Genomic DNA, 15,811 nt, shown 5'->3' on the forward strand with positions numbered 1-15,811 from the left:
GATTAGTAGCGACGCTTTGACTTTTGGGTAAAGAGCTTAATCTTGGTGGCACTGACTGAGTACAACCGGATGCTTTTTCGATGTTTGCCCAAGAAGAGCATGTACGCGAGTTTAATAAGGGCTGTCTGATGACAGCCCTTTTGTGTTTTTTATCACAGTGTTGGTGTGATTAGACGGCTGTTTAAATCGGTAATAAAGTGGAGATTTCATGTTCAGATGGTTAAGTGCCGCAATTGACGGTCAGGGCGGTCATTTAGAAGATGCGTTTCGCTGGCTTTATACCTTTGTTAAACCTCAGACCAAAGCGATAATGGGTCTGATGTTGTTGTCGGTATTTGCATCAGGCATGGTGTTATTACAACCCTGGCTAACAAAAACGCTCATCGATGATGGCTTGATTGCCAAAGATTACGACACTTTAGTCAGTGTCGCGTTACTGATGATCTCGGTTGGTATTATTAGCACGGCGTTATCAGGCGTTACCCGCTACCTGCATACACGTTTATCCGGTCGAATTCTTTTTGCATTACGCGATAATCTTTATCAGCATTTGCAAACGTTATCGCCCAGCTTTTATGGCAAGCGGCGTATCGGCGATCTGCTTTCAAGGCTCGACGGTGATGTTGCCGAAATCCAGCGCTTTGCCGTGGACAGTATGTTTTCAGCAGTCAGCAGTGTTTTGGGTTTAGTCGGTTCGGTCGTGATGCTGCTGGCTTTGTCGTGGAAATTGTCACTCTTAGTCTTGATTATGATTCCGCTAGAAGTACTCTGGTTACGCTGGATGCGGCGTAAGGTTGAAGTCAGAGTGCGCACTATCCGCGAGCGTTCAGCAGACTTGTCGAGTTTTTTGGTAGAAACACTGCCGGCTATGAAGTTTATCCAATCGGTGGGGCAGGAGCATCGTGAACGAGTAAAACTGAATACGCTTAATGAAAACTACCTGAGTGATTTACTTAAATTGCAGGTGACAGAGTTCTTCACTCAGGCTATTCCCGGAACGTTAACCTCATTGACGCGTGCCTCGGCTTTTTTGATTGGTGGTTATTGGGTTATTCAGGGCGACTGGCAGTTGGGTTCGTTGATCGCTTTTTCAACGTATTTGGGTATGGCGGTTGGCCCAGTGAACAGTTTGTTAGGTTTGTATGTAGCGATTCAGCGAATGAGCGTCAGTTTAGGACGTGTTAATGAGTTGCGGATAGAGCAGCCAGAAATTCCTCATGATGCTAGTTGGAAGCCGCTACCGGAAAACGTCACAGGGGAGCTGCGTTTTAACAACCTCAGCTTCGCCTATCCCGGCCGTGAGCAACTGATTTTATCTGAAGCTTCTGCTGAAATACCCGCAGGAAGCAAGGTGGCCCTTAGCGGCCCGTCAGGCGTTGGTAAATCCACTTTAATCGACCTGATGCAGCGTTACTATGATCCACAATCAGGCAGCATTACGTTAGATGGCATTGATATTCGTACGATTAATCCGCTTGAACTGCGTAAATCAATAGCGGTGGTGAGCCAGGATATTGTCTTGTTCAGAGGTTCGTTAAGCGAAAATATCCGTTATGCAAGTCCGGAAGCAAGCGATCAACAAGTAGAAGCGGCTGCCGAGCAAGCTCAGTTACAGAGTTTAATTGCAGAACTGCCGCAGGGGATAGACAGTATTATTGGCGAGAGAGGCCAGCAGCTTTCAGGTGGGCAACGACAGCGTATCGCTATTGCCCGTGCCTTGCTGCAGAACCCGATTATTCTGGTATTAGATGAAGCGACTGCGGCGGTCGATGAAGCCACCGAAGCACAGGTAATTGATGCGGTAGATCAGCTTTTTGCAGGGCGTACCCGCATACTGATTAGTCACAGAGCTTCAACACTGGCGGGTGCTGAGCAGCGTGTGATTTTGCAGGATGGGAAGCTGCTTGCTGGTGAGGCGATTATCGCATGAGTGAGTCTATTGATGTTGAGAATGTAGGTAAGAGCTTAGGCATTCGAGTCGGTATAGTTGATAGTGGATTTCGTCTGGATCAGCAGGACTTGGTCGAGGATGGTGCTGCATTTATACTGCATGACGGTGCACTGTGGATGGATGAACCCAGCGAAGATCCCATCAACCACGGCGCGCGTTTATTAGATATTATCCATCATCATGCACCAGAAGCACTCGTTTATGCGGCACAAGTATTTAACCAGCGCAGTACAACAACGGCAGCCCAGGTCGCGGCGGCTATTGACTGGTTAGTTAGTCAGCAGGTGCGAGTCATAAATCTGAGCCTTGGTTTACGGGATGACCGGCCGGTTTTAAAAGAAGCGGTTAATAAGGCTTTATCGGCAGGCGTTATTTTGTGTGCATCATCGCCAGCCAGAGGTGAGCCTGTATATCCATCTGCATATGATGGCGTGATTCGCATGACGGGAGATGCTCGCTGTGCATTGGATGAAATATCATGGTTGAATACTCAATATGCCGATTTTGGCGGGCATGTATTAGGTTTTGATCAGAAACAACAAACGGCGGGCTCTAGCCTTGGTTGTGCGCACATGACAGGCCACATTACCCGGTTATTACTGTCTTCACCGGATGCGAGTTCAGAGGCTATCGTTAAAGCCCTGCAGCAACAGGCGCATTATAGAGGCCCGGAACGACGTCTGTCGTGAGGCAACTTTTTCCACAGGTAGCTTTTCGACAGGTAGCCTGATTCAAGAGCCAGCCTGATTCAAAATATCCTTATTCAGTAGGAGTCATGTTCATATGGCAACAGTAGAAGCCACCTTTATTGTCGAAGCTACTTCCATTGTTATTCTAGGTGCGGGGCCCGCCGGTGGTGCGGTTGCTCTAGGTCTGAAAAAACTGGGTTACTCAAACATCACAATAGTCGGCGAAGCACGTCCTTTTTGTGCGATGGAAGGCGTTTCTGAACGTGTTGTCGATGGCTTACGTGGTGCTGGCTTTCGCTATGCATTAGAACAACTCCCGCCGGCATCGGCACGATTTGTGACCTGGAATGGTGTTACCAGCCAAGCCAATACCGAACGACTTATTGACCGTGCTGCATTTGATGCCGCCATATTAATGGACCTTGGGATGCAGGGTATTCATGTCATTCAAGGACGTGCAGGTAAGCTAGTGTCTACCCCAACGGGACATAACGTCACTGTTGATTCATCAGGGCAAAGCATCCAGGTCGACGCTGATTTTTTGGTAGAGGCCCGTGGCAGAGCAGCCCCTGCCGCTAAGCTCAAGCGATTACGTGGCGCTGAAACGGTATCAATTTTACAGTATTGGGATGGTGAGCCAGGAGAGCGGCAGTCGGCGGTACAAAGCTTTGAGGAGGGTTGGGCATGGATGGCGGCCGATGAAAAAGGCAGGCGATACTTGCAGCTAACCTTTGATGTGGTTTCGTCGAAACTTCCTGAAAAATCTCGCTTAGCGGAATTCTGTATTGAAAAACTGAAAACTTTGGAGCAAGCGCAACCCTACTTAGCCAATGCAGCGTCAACCGGAGAGATGCATGCGCGTACCAGTACACCTATCCTATGTCAGGAAACGGTAGGTGATAACTGGATCAGGGTAGGGGATGCGGCCATGGCGGTGGACCCGCTATCAGGTAATGGTATTTTCCAGGCGCTTTCTTCATCACTCCAGGCACCTGCGGTGATTAATACGCTACTGCGTGAACCTGAAAAAGCGCTGCTGGCCCAGAGGTTTCACCAATTGCGGGTAACAGAACTCTTCTTTCGTTTTGCCCGTATTGGTCGCGATTTTTATGCAATGGAAGAGCAATGGGCGGATCAGCCTTTTTGGGGGGCTCGCGCCCAGTGGCCGGATAATCAACCGATGCATCAACAGCCTGATATCAGCAAATTGCTGGTAAAAACTCTGCCGGTGGTTAATCAGGGTTTAATCGAGGCGGTTGATGTCGTCACTTCGCCAGATCAGCCGTTAGGCGTGTGGCATCTCAATGGCGTGCCTCTCGCACCCATTGTGCTGGCTTATCAAAGCAGTCCTGATGACGTAGCTGTCATACAAGAACAATGTATAGCCATGCAGTTAAATGAGCTGCAACAAAGGCAGGTGTTGCAATGGCTGATGGCGCAGGGGGCGAGTTTTAAATAAGCTCGTACAATAGAAAATGTCATTATTTATGCTTCTATTAGACAAATAGCAGCAGCACAAATGCTTGTATTGCTGCAGGTGCTGAGTTAAAAGTATAATTAAATCAGACAGATGGATGTCTAGTGTGGTTGGATATACCGAGCACTTCTAAAAAGCTTATGTGTATCAACTGTTAACGTATGCGCGGTTTGCCACGGAAGGTGCCTCTGTATTCCTAAAGATTTTCCTTCCTTTTCAAACGATCATATCTGTTTTTAACTAATGAGGGTTAGGGCAGATACTCGGATCCTCGTATATACAGATGTTAGATTTCAGGAAGTTTTAACCATTTATAGGAAGTAAATCCCGTGCATTTAGAAAGTCTAACCATAAAGAATTACCGAAAATTTCGTTCTACAGATAATACGGTATGCTTCGTTAAGCCTGAAGTTATCGATATGAGTATTGAAGAAAAGCAATCTAAGTCAGTGATTGCCCCCTCAACAACCTTAATCATCGGTAAGAATAATGCCGGTAAAACGACAGTCGTCAATGCATTAAAGATGCTATGTAATAATGAACAACCCTCAACATCAGATTTTAATCTCTCCTACTTAAATGAGTTGTTCAATAAATATAAACAAGCTTTTAATTTGGATCCAGCGACAATATTTGAACTCTTAGAGACCCCTAATTTGGAGTTCACCTTGAGTATTAAAGTGGACTTTGAAGATGCAGATTTGATGACTCACCTAGCTCCTTTTATGTCAATTAGCGAAGAAGGTAATGGAGAACCAGTTAGCGTTCGCATCGTGGTTAATGTGGTGTTTGCAGAAGAATTTGCATTTAAAGAGGAAGTGAGCAAGATTTTTAAGGCTACCGGCTCAGAGGGTAATAAACAGCGGTTTGATAAGTTTTACGCATTACTTTCTAAGGAGACTAGTGTTATTCAAGCTGGGGGTAATCTTTATAAAATTGAATTTGTTGATTTTCTTGGATATGCAACAGAGAAATTCTCTCTCGGAAAATTGATAAATATTAAAGAAATTAAAGCTAATCGCCACCTTAAAGAAGGTGTACTAAGCAATGTCTTTAACAAGATAGTTTCCTTTCAATTCACCAATGATAATAGTTCTCGCTCTGATTTAGAAGCAAGTATAGAATCGATTAATGCGCAGATATCTGAAAATGTAGGTTCTAAGAGTACTGGTATTTCTCAAGTTTTGGGCGAAGTAGAAAGCTCAAATAAGGTAGATCTGAATCTGTCGGGCAACGTTACTTACGATGCCATTATGAAAGGGCTGATCAAATATAATTTCATGGATGGTGATGACTACATTCCTGAAGATCAATTTGGCTTAGGCTATATCAATCTGCTAAACATTATTGGTGAAATTATCCATTTTGTGGATAGCTATGAAGACAAAAGTCATTTTAGCCGTATCAATCTACTCTTTATTGAAGAGCCAGAGGCGTTTATGCATCCTCAAATGCAGGAGTTCTTCATTAAGCGTATTGATAATGCAGTAAAAAAGGCACTGGAGATTGCAAATGCATCTTCAAAAGATACTAAAACACTACAGTGCCAGATAGCGATTACGACTCACTCTTCTCATATCGTCAATAGTAAGATTCACAGCAGTAATACCTTCAATAATATTAACTATTTAACCTCAATCAATAAGTGTACTAAAGCCATCAATCTGACGGATGAATCCGTAGTTTCTAGTAATGATAGTGATGCTAACAAAAATCTTAATTTCATTAAGAAACACATAAAGTACAAAGTTTCAGAGTTGTTCTTCTCTGATGCGATTATCTTTGTTGAGGGCATTACAGAGGAAACTTTATTAAATTACTATTTGGAAAATCATCCAAGCCTTAGCGAATATTATATCTCAGTGTTTAACATTAATGGTGCTCACGGTAAGTTGTATCTTCCGCTGGCGAAAAAGCTTAGTGTCCCTAGCTTGATTGTGACTGATTTAGATATTAAGCGTGAAAAGTGTGAGAAGGGAGAAAAGCACAAAAAAAGTGAAACGTGTGTTGAGTGTAACCAGCAGGCTGAAGGTGGTGATACCTCTTTTGTAGCAGGTTCAGATCCTCATTATCTTCAAATCACAAGCCTTGCTAGCCGCACAACAACCAACTCAACTCTTATTGATTTTAATCATACATTAAAAGGCAAGCCTACAGCCGTAGCAAACAAAATTCATGATATAGAATTCTTTGAAGATGATAATCTTTATGTTGTATTTCAAAAAGATCCTATTGAGGGGCAACATGCGACTAGCTTAGAAGAGGCGTTAATTTTAACGAATTACCAAAATGATATTATTAATGGTGTGATTAAAGGCTGTAAACCGGAAATATATAAAGATATTTTAAATGATGGTGGTGAAGAATCACTAAGGAACCTTATTAATCATTCTTATAAGCTACAGAAAAAACTTTCAGATAGTAAGAGTAAGTTTTCTAATGAACTAATATTTAATCTCCTTTCCGCAGATCAAAGTGATGTTTTACCACAATTACCAAACTACCTAAAAGATGGTTTACATTGGCTTGTGAATAAACTCCAAACCAATGATACACCGTCACTGAGTCTATCTGAAGTGGTTGATGAAGAAGATGAAAGCACGACAATAGAAAGTTCGGAGGCTGCATCTGATGACGCCGAATGAGATAGTTGAACTAGATATTCAGAAAAGTATTAATAAGCATATTGATGATTTTAATAGCTTTCGTTTCAACGCGGGTGCAGGAGCGGGTAAAACTTATGCACTGATAGAAACGCTAAAATACGTCACGATCAATAAAATAGCAGCTACCAAAAGCCCGCAAAAAGTGGCATGTATCACTTATACAAATGTTGCGGTGAATGAGATAAAAACTCGACTAGGTAACTCAGATGCAGTACAAGTTTCAACTATTCATGAAAGGCTATGGGATATAATCCAAAGGGCTCAACCTCAGCTTTTGATATGTCATAGAGAGAAGATCGTAGCGGTTATAAAGCAACATTCCCAAAAACTAGATGATGCTGATAATAAAAAGACGAAATTTTTTGCAGGTCTTAATGATGAACAAAAACAAATATTTATTGAGTTTGCTATGCAAACTAAAGATCTTTTCTATCAATCTAAAAAACTAAGTGCTAAGTTTTTTAAAGAGGCTTATACAAATAGAATAGCGATTCAGAAATCAGATTTTTTGGCTAACTGTATAAAAAATATTGATAATTTTAAACAAGTCGTTGTTCTCTTGTATAAGAAGAAACGGCTTGAAGACTGTTTAGAAAGGATTGACGCAGGAATAGAAAGGCGTGTTAATTATGACAGCAAGGTAAACTCCGACAGACTTCACTACATGAAGTTCAGCCACGATACCCTGCTGGAATATGGATTGAAGCTTGTTGTAACTTACCCAACCCTTTGTCGCATTATTATCGATAGCTACCCTTATTTCTTTATCGATGAGTATCAGGATACACATAGCAACGTGGTTAAGTTTGTCAAAACAATTCATGATTACGCAATAGAAAATAATAAAAACTGGGTGGTGGGCTACTTTGGTGATACTGCGCAGAGCATTTATGATGATGGAGTTGGTCGAAACATTGCAAGCCTTCATGACAGGTTGGTTGATGTCGATAAGATATTAAATAGACGATCACACAAGCAAATCATTGATGTTGCTAATAAAATTCGCGCTGATGAAATAGTTCAAGAGCCTATCTTTGAGGAACGAAATAATGGTTCAGTACACTTTTTCTACAATAGTTCAGAGGACAAACTAACTACAGCTCAACAATTCCTAACCGAGTATAAAAATGATCTTATTAAAGACAACGGAGAGTCAGGAGAAACAGATGGTGAAAAGACTAAAATTCATTGCTTGGTATTAACAAACAAACTCATGGCAAACTTTAATCGGTTTGGTAATGTGTATGAAGTTTATCAAAAATCAACGATCTATTTTGATAACTTAAATACCCAAGTGTTATCTCAACAATTAGAAAAGTTACATTCAACAGTGTTATCCATTTACCATCTTGTTAAGCTCTACCAAGATATAAAGCAGAGTGTGGTTTCCTACTACGGTATTTTTGGAGCATCGAGCAAAAACATAGCCTTTTCGAAGGCAAGCCTGGTTATCCGTGAATTAAAAAACAATGAAGTTGTATCACTTAAAGACTGGGTCGATTTAATCATTGATCGACTTGAAAATAGTGATGCTAAAGATGTACTAGGTAAAGCATTAACTAATCGTGTCAATTATGAGCCAGATAAGGTTATTTCTGCTGATGTATTTCAATCAACATTGTTAGACAACATTAATACTCTAATGAATGAGGACTCGGAGAATGAAATTACAGCTAAAGAAAAAGTCGATAGCGTTTTAGCGTTGCCAATCATATCCTTAATAAACTGGTCTAATTTTATTGATGGTATTGAAACTGATGAAATTAGCTACCATACCTATCATGGCACTAAGGGTGAGGAGTACAAGAATGTCGCTATCATCCTTGAACATAGCTTTGGGCGCATGAATAAAGATAAATTTAAAAACTATTTTAAGATTGTACAACAAAGTGCTGAGGAAAGAGAGCGCTTACTTACTGTTCCCGATACGAAAGAAAAGCACATTAATACACAAAACTTGCTCTATGTTGCCTGCTCGCGCGCGATAAAAAATCTCAGAGTACTGTATTTGGATGATATCTCAGAGGTAGAGAATGGCATTAACGCTATTTTTGGGGAGAGCAAACTTTGGCCAATAGATGGAAATCAAAGTTCTGTGTAATTTAATGTCCTTGATTAACAGGAGAACTAGTGGCGATTAAGTGACAGCGAGTTACTAAAAGCACCAAAACCAAAAGAAAGCCCTAGTGCGCAAAAAATCTAAATATATGAGCCTTCTCAAGTAAATAGGCCAAAGTAACTCTTATCGGTCGCGACAGAAAAACCACCAGCAAGGCCGTTTACTTCATCTGTCTTTGTTGGCTGTAAAGTTTGCTTACAGCAAACATACCACGGGCACTTCTTCGGACACATAGAGGTTTTCGTACTGCGGCGTTATCCGCTACTGATTAATAGAGCACGCCACTGAGGTGCTCAATCAAGGCCTTGGCACTTTATGAACAGGAGTAAAGTACGGCAGTTGATCCGTTAGCGAGATATACTGAATAAAGTAACTGGCGTCGTTTTGGCAAGGACCTATAGAGAGAGTAAGCTAGTGTTATCTGTTAGTGGGACTTAATCATGAAAACACTGTTGATTGTTGCACATGCGCCCTCTGAAAATACACGCCTGATGGCCGAAGCGGTTTTGAAAGGCGCGCAGCACCCGGATATTGAGCAAGTACAAACCCGCTGGATTCCGCCGTTGGAAACGACGCCTGAGGATGTCTTGGCGTGTGACGCCATTATTATGGGTACCACAGAAAACCTGGCTTATATGAGTGGTGCACTAAAGGACTTTTTTGACCGCTGTTATTACCCTTGTCTGGAAGCAAAGCAGGGGTTGCCTTGTGCGTTATACGTACGTGCAGGTAATGATGGCACGGGGACATGCCGGGCGGTTGAAACTATCTGTACTGGCTTACGCTGGAACTGGATTCAGCTGCCTTTGGTATGTCGGGGCGATTGGAAGCCAGAGTTTTTGCAGCAATGCGAAGAACTGGGAATGACAATGGCTGCCGGCCTTGATGTCGGTATCTACTAGTTATTGCCCTGGTCGACTATTATTCGAAGCCTTCCGTTGCCAGTAATGTGCGACTAGGGCTTAACAGGTGTTCGTGGATGAGTGCCTTAGCCTGATCGGCATCATTATTTAGCAAGGCTTCTATCAGTTGGTCATGTTCTTTCTGATTAGCATCAAAAATTTCAGTGTCCAACATGTTCTTTTTCAGCCAGAGGTTACGATAGCGTGAGGCTTTTTCATACAGTGAGCGGCGCACCTGTAATAGCGTCGGTGACTGGCAGCCCTCGGCGATGGCTGAATGAAACGCCTGATGGCGGCGTTCCCACTCGTGTGGTTCCTTTTCCAGCTTATCGTTAAATTTTCGCATCTTATGGGCGGCGGCTAAAATCCCTGCTTCCCACTCATCATCGCCGCGTTGAATCGCCAGGCTTATACAGAGTGCTTCGATATAGGCGCGGGTTTCATAGATATCCAGCATCTCTGCTTTTGATATCGGATGTACCCGAAAACCGCGTTGATTTTCAACCACCACCAGTTGCTCTATCAGCAGTTGAGACAGGGCTTCTCGCAACGGGCTAATGCCGACGTTATAACGTTCTTTTAAACGCGCCATCCGCAATTTTTCGCCCGGCTTGAAAAAGCCAGTCAAAATATCTTGCTTCAATTGTCCCATTACTTGGGAAGCAAAATTATCCTTGTTGTCCGTTTTGCTGCTGGCTGCTTCTTGCATCGGTTGTGCGCCTTCTGGAGGAGTGACCCTGTCTATCTCATTGTGAAGATAAATAACTAAATTACCTAAGTGACTGTTTCACAAAGAGAGAGACATATTTTAAGTGAAGACTTATCAATAGTTAAGCAAGAAAAGATAATTAATTGTTGACGAAAGCTAATAATGTCGACATTATTGCTTTACGTCGACGTTGTGAGGTGGCGTAAAACAGTATCATTAAAAAAATACATTCAGTTTTGGAGAGTAAGTAAATGACAGCTCTATTGCGTGCAGTTGAATCCCCGTTGGTGCCCGTAGGTTTTAACGTTAAACCACATGAAGCCAGCGAACGTTTGCAAGTTGTTACGTTAAGCAGTGATGTTATTCATGGATTTGCCGATGCAATGTCCGAGTGGCCAGTGCAGGCTTTGGAATATAAACCTTTCCTGCGATTTGCTGCTGCCGATAAGCTGAATGCCCTGACTGAAATGACGCTGGGTCGATGCCTCAACGATATTATGCAGAATCGCGATAGTGCCGCTTTTTTATTGCAGTATGAGGGAGAACCGGATATAGAGTCTGGGGAGCTGCGAACCGAGTTTGATATTAAGTTATCAACAGCCATTTCTCATCTGGTTGGCCTGCCCAATCATGACTCAATGTATGGTAAGTACTACGCGCGATTTACCGTACTGAATGAAGATAATTCAGATAGCTACTTACGTCAGGCGCATCGTCGTATGGAGCTACATACTGACGGTACTTATGTAAACGAGCGCACTGATTTTGTCATTATGCAGAAATTGGCTGAAGCGAATATGCAAGGGGGCGAGTCCTTGTTGCTGCATATTGACGACTGGGCCGAACTGGATAAATTCTACAACCACCCTCTGGCAAAGAAAGATATGGTGTGGGGCGCCCCTAAGTCTAAAAACGTTGATTCAAAAATTACTCACCCTGTTTTCTTTGAAGAAGATAAAAACGGCAAACCGAATATGTCATTTATCGACCAGTTTGTTGAACCGCAGAACATGGCAGAAGGTATGTATCTTTATCAGATGGGTGAATCAATTGAAGCTGATCCTAACTATATTACTGTGCCCCTACCGGTGGGTTCTATGCTGGTTGTTCAAAACCTATGCTGGTTGCATGGCCGTGATAAGTTTGTAGCGCACCCACAATTGAGCCGTGAATTGTTGCGTCAGCGCGGACACTTTACCCGATAGTATTTTACAGGTCGTTTTATAGCTAGTTTTACAGGTCGTGTTATAGATTGTTTCACCCGTTAAGTACTTACACTCATTAGGTACTTACATCCCTACCTGCTTACACTAGAGGTACAGTGCGACATAGGCACTGGTATACTTTGGCGGGCTAACGCAAGTTAGCCCGTCTTTTTTAATTAATAACTTAAATAACTTACATAACTTAAGTAGCAGCAGGAAAAATGTGATGACATACGATTATATTATTATCGGTGGTGGCATTGTCGGTATGTCTACCGCATGGCAACTACAGCAACGTTTTCCGGAAAAGAAAGTGCTGTTGCTTGAAAAAGAATCTGTGTATTCAAAACACCAAACAGGTCATAACAGCGGTGTTATTCATGCGGGTGTGTATTACGCACCGGGCAGCCTTAAAGCAAAATTTTGTAAGGCGGGCGTGGCCGCAACGATAGAGTTCTGTCAGCAAAATGATGTGCCATATGATCAATGTGGTAAGTTGCTGGTCGCTACCAATGTGCTGGAGTTGGAGCGTATGCATGCGTTGTTTGAGCGCTGCCAGCAGAATGATATCAATGTTGAATTACTCGACGGCGAACAACTGAAAGTCCGTGAGCCAAATATTGTAGGTGTTGGTGGACTGTTGGTTAAAGACACGGCGATTGTCAATTATCAGCAAGTGACGACTAAGATGGCCGAGCGCTTTATCGACATGGGCGGTGATGCTCGATTGAATCACAAAGTCGTCGGGCTAAACGAGACTAAAGATGAGATTACCGTTGACGCTATCCATAACGCTGAAAAGGTCACATTCAAAGGTAAGTTCCTGATCACTTGCTCCGGCTTGATGGCGGACCGCACCACTAAGATGCTGGGTATCCCCACTGACTTTCAGATTATTCCTTTTCGGGGTGAGTATTATCAGTTGCCTGCTAAGTACAATCAGATCGTCAATCATTTGATCTACCCAATTCCTGATCCTGAACTGCCGTTTCTCGGTGTTCATTTAACCCGAATGATCGATGGAACTGTTACCGTTGGGCCCAATGCCGTACAGGGGTGGAAGCGCGAAGGTTACGGGCGCATCAATATCAGTCTACGTGATATCTGGGATATGGTGACTTTTGTGGGTTTCTGGCGTGTGCTCAAGAGTCATATAAAGACCGGTATTGTCGAGACTAAAAACTCGCTGTGGAAACCGGGTTATCTTAAATTGGTGCAGAAGTACTGCCCGCAGTTGAAAGTGGAAGACCTTCAACCTTATCCTGCCGGTATTCGTGCCCAGGCGGTGATGAAAGATGGCTCGCTGGTTCACGACTTTTTGTTTGCCGAAAGCCCACGCAGTCTGCATGTCTGCAATGCGCCGTCACCCGCAGCGACATCGGCGATCCCTATCGGTGCTTACATTTGTGACAAGATACTTGAGCGAACTGCCTAGTTTTTACGCAGATCACTCTGTGTAAATCACTCTGGGCCGATCACTTTACAAACAAGGCGAAGATGTTGTTCTGCTGATTCAAGTCGGCAGAACTGCTATCTCGCGCTGTTGTTGCTGCACTTGCCATAGCTGGGCGTAACGCCCGTTATCGGCCAGTAGTTGCTGGTGACTACCTTGCTCGACAATCTTGCCATGATCCAATACAACGATTTTATCCGCATCCACAATGGTCGAGAGACGGTGGGCGATAACCAAGCTGGTGTGGTCGGTCGCTATCTCCCTGATAGCCGCCAGAATCGACTGCTCAGAGCGGCTATCCAGCGACGAAGTTGCTTCATCAAATACCATAATCGGCGGTCGTTTCAGAATCGCACGTGCAATGGCTACCCGTTGCTTTTCACCCCCTGAAAGTTTTAATCCTCTTTCGCCCACAATGGTGTCAGCTCCCTGAGGGAGTTCGTTAATAAAGTTTTCCAGATAGGCCATTCTGATCGCTTCGCTCACCTCGGCATCGCTGGCTTCTGGGCGACCATAACGTACATTTTCAAAGATAGAATCATTGAACAATACTGTGTCTTGCGGAACGATACCGATAGCTTTGCGCAGCGAGAGTTGGCTGACGCTATGGATATCCTGGCCATCAATACTAATGCTGCCCGTGCTGGGGTCGTAAAAACGAAAGAGTAATTTAACCAGTGTGGATTTTCCTGCACCACTGGCACCCACGACTGCTACTTTTTGCCCCGGCTCAATGCTGAAACTGACGTTTTTAAGAATAGGGCGCTCTTTAGCATAATAAAAAGAAACGTCGTTGAAGCTGATTCTGCCTTTGCTTAAGACCAATTCAGTTGCATTCTCGACATCGCTAACTTTAGGTGTGACGGCTAACAGCTCAAACATTTTTTCAATGCTGGCCATGGATCCTTTAATTTCGCGATAGACAAATCCAAGAAAATTAAGCGGCATAAACAGCTGGATCATAAAGGCGTTGACCAGCACAAAATCTCCCAGCGTCATCGCTCCCGCACTGACCCGAACTGCCGCCAGCCACATCATGCTGGTTGTGGCCGTTGCAATGATAAGGGCTTGTCCGGCGTTGAGTGTAAACAGCGACAGCCGATTTTTGCGGCGAGCCAGCTCCCATTTTCTCAATTCGCTGTCGTAGCGGTTGGCCTCGAATGCTTCGTTCGTAAAGTATTTAACTGTTTCGTAGTTGAGCAAGCTGTCAATGGCACGTGTATTAGAGGCGGAGTCAGCCATGTTGGCTTCGCGTACAAACTTAGTGCGCCACTCCGTAGTAACAATCGAGAACACGATGTAGACAACGATAGATACCAGGGTGATCAGGGCGAAGCTGATACCATAGTTATAAAAAAGTATGCCGATCACCATAATAATTTCGAGCAGTGTCGGCCCAATATTGAAGATGAAAAAGCGCATCAAAAAACTGATGCCATTAGTTCCCCTGTCAATATCCCGTGAAATCCCGCCGGTTTGGCGATTCAGGTGGAAATCAAGGTCCAAGGCATGCATATGCTGAAAAACCTGCAAGCCGAGACGCCGCATCGCTCTTTCGGTGACGCGCCCAAAAACGGTATCACGTATCTCACCGAGTAAGACATTTAACAAACGCGCCAGACCATAAGCGAGAAGCAAACCAACGGGAACAAGCACCAGTCGGGCGTCTGGCAACGTTGAGGCTTCGAGCGTATCAACAATATGTTTGAGTAAGAATGGCCCGGTGACACTGGCAATTTTTGCCAGTATCAGGCATCCCAATGCGATGAAGATACGTTGCTTGTATTCGAGCAGGTAGGGCCAGATGATTTTCAGGACATGCCAATTCAAAGAAGTGTCGGGTTGATCAGAAAATCGGCCGTGTCGCATAGAAAGTCTCGTCGGGTCAGCTAATAATTAGGTTCATAAATTGCTGCATAAATAGCTGTTTAAGCAGGCACATCAGATATGAATGAGGCGCTGTTGGTTATCTATTACAGCATGCATTCAGCTTGTCTGAAAGAAGAAACCTTACCCCCTGGGTTCACGAGCCATGGTGTAAAACTCTGTATTTGCCTGCATGTTGGTCACGATCGCCATTCTGTTTGATAAGCCGAAAAACGCGGTGATGCCGGTGATGTCTAAAATATCCTCATCATCATATCCGTGCTCTTTCAGCGTCGCATAATCTGAATCCTGAATTAGCTCTGGCGTTCGGGAGAGTTTCAGAGAAAATGACAGCATGGCTTTCTGACGAGGGCTGATAGGCGCATGCAGGTAATTGACCGCTATCTGATCTGCCAATAAGGGTTCTTTTGCGAAGACGCGCAGCAGGGCGCCGTGCGCGACTACACAATACTGGCATCCATTGGCTGCGCTGGTGGCAACAATAATCATCTCCTTTTCTGCTGGGGTTAATGTACTTTCCTCCCTTTCCATGATGGCATCGTGATAGGCAAAAAAGGCTCTGAACTCTGCCGGGCGGTGTGCCAGGGTTAAAAATACATTGGGGATGAATTTAGCTTTTTCCTGAACCGCCAGAATGCGTTGACGAATGTCATCAGGAAGGCTGTCTAAGCTGGGTACAGGGTATCGGCTTATGGGTGGGTTGCTCATGTTTAGTCTCCACTGACTTTATTCTGTTGTATTATTTGATTAGTC

At 43.8% G+C, this 15,811-nt stretch carries 11 protein-coding genes; 8 read left to right on the top strand and 3 right to left on the bottom strand.

Annotation, left to right across the window (positions count from 1 at the left end):
- Window positions 1-208: 208 nt before the first annotated feature.
- From BM099_RS06180 to BM099_RS06205, 6 genes are all read left to right on the top strand, one after another.
- Complete coding sequence (locus BM099_RS06180) at window positions 209-1,930, top strand: ABC transporter ATP-binding protein (RefSeq protein WP_090725809.1); 1,722 nt, start codon at window positions 209-211, stop codon at window positions 1,928-1,930.
- Window positions 1,927-2,640 carry a subtilisin-like serine protease QhpE gene (gene qhpE, locus BM099_RS06185; RefSeq protein WP_090725811.1) on the top strand — a complete coding sequence of 238 codons (714 nt, stop codon included), beginning with the start codon at window positions 1,927-1,929 and terminating at the stop codon, window positions 2,638-2,640. The genes BM099_RS06180 and qhpE overlap by 4 nt, the downstream gene beginning before the upstream one ends.
- Window positions 2,641-2,734: 94 nt before the next feature.
- Window positions 2,735-4,099, top strand: coding sequence for a flavin-dependent monooxygenase QhpG (gene qhpG / locus BM099_RS06190; protein WP_090725813.1), 1,365 nt, complete (start codon window positions 2,735-2,737; stop codon window positions 4,097-4,099).
- A gap of 347 nt (window positions 4,100-4,446) precedes the next feature.
- Window positions 4,447-6,762: an AAA family ATPase gene (locus BM099_RS06195; RefSeq protein ID WP_090725815.1), complete on the top strand. Its 2,316-nt coding sequence runs from the start codon at window positions 4,447-4,449 to the stop codon at window positions 6,760-6,762.
- On the top strand, window positions 6,749-8,884 hold the full coding sequence (locus BM099_RS06200) for a UvrD-helicase domain-containing protein (RefSeq protein WP_090725817.1): 2,136 nt from the start codon (window positions 6,749-6,751) through the stop codon (window positions 8,882-8,884). The genes BM099_RS06195 and BM099_RS06200 overlap by 14 nt, the downstream gene beginning before the upstream one ends.
- 458 nt (window positions 8,885-9,342) lie before the next feature.
- Window positions 9,343-9,804, top strand: coding sequence for a flavodoxin family protein (locus BM099_RS06205; protein ID WP_090725819.1), 462 nt, complete (start codon window positions 9,343-9,345; stop codon window positions 9,802-9,804).
- Window positions 9,805-9,823: 19 nt separating this feature from the next.
- Here BM099_RS06205 and csiR read toward each other — a convergent pair whose 3' ends face one another.
- On the bottom strand, window positions 9,824-10,513 hold the full coding sequence (gene csiR, locus BM099_RS06210; protein ID WP_090725821.1) for a DNA-binding transcriptional regulator CsiR: 690 nt from the start codon (window positions 10,511-10,513) through the stop codon (window positions 9,824-9,826).
- 251 nt (window positions 10,514-10,764) lie between these two features.
- On the opposite strand from csiR, the gene glaH reads away from it, so the two are divergent.
- Together glaH and lhgO are read left to right on the top strand one after the other, a co-directional pair.
- Window positions 10,765-11,718 (top strand): glutarate dioxygenase GlaH, encoded by a 954-nt coding sequence (glaH, locus tag BM099_RS06215; RefSeq protein ID WP_090725823.1) that lies wholly within the window; start codon window positions 10,765-10,767, stop codon window positions 11,716-11,718.
- A gap of 226 nt (window positions 11,719-11,944) precedes the next feature.
- Window positions 11,945-13,153 carry an L-2-hydroxyglutarate oxidase gene (lhgO, locus tag BM099_RS06220; protein WP_090725825.1) on the top strand — a complete coding sequence of 403 codons (1,209 nt, stop codon included), beginning with the start codon at window positions 11,945-11,947 and terminating at the stop codon, window positions 13,151-13,153.
- A 78-nt stretch (window positions 13,154-13,231) separates the two neighbouring features.
- Here the strand turns inward: lhgO and BM099_RS06225 are convergent, their stop codons facing one another.
- Together BM099_RS06225 and BM099_RS06230 are read right to left on the bottom strand one after the other, a co-directional pair.
- Window positions 13,232-15,040, bottom strand: a complete 1,809-nt coding sequence (locus tag BM099_RS06225) for an ABCB family ABC transporter ATP-binding protein/permease (RefSeq protein ID WP_090725827.1) — start codon at window positions 15,038-15,040, stop codon at window positions 13,232-13,234.
- Between the two features lie 141 nt (window positions 15,041-15,181).
- On the bottom strand, window positions 15,182-15,766 hold the full coding sequence (locus BM099_RS06230; RefSeq protein ID WP_090725829.1) for a peroxidase-related enzyme: 585 nt from the start codon (window positions 15,764-15,766) through the stop codon (window positions 15,182-15,184).
- Between the last annotated feature and the right edge of the window lie 45 nt (window positions 15,767-15,811).

The sequence above is a fragment of the Neptunomonas qingdaonensis genome, from assembly GCF_900113275.1.
Taxonomy (GTDB): Bacteria; Pseudomonadota; Gammaproteobacteria; order Pseudomonadales; family Balneatricaceae; genus Neptunomonas; species Neptunomonas qingdaonensis.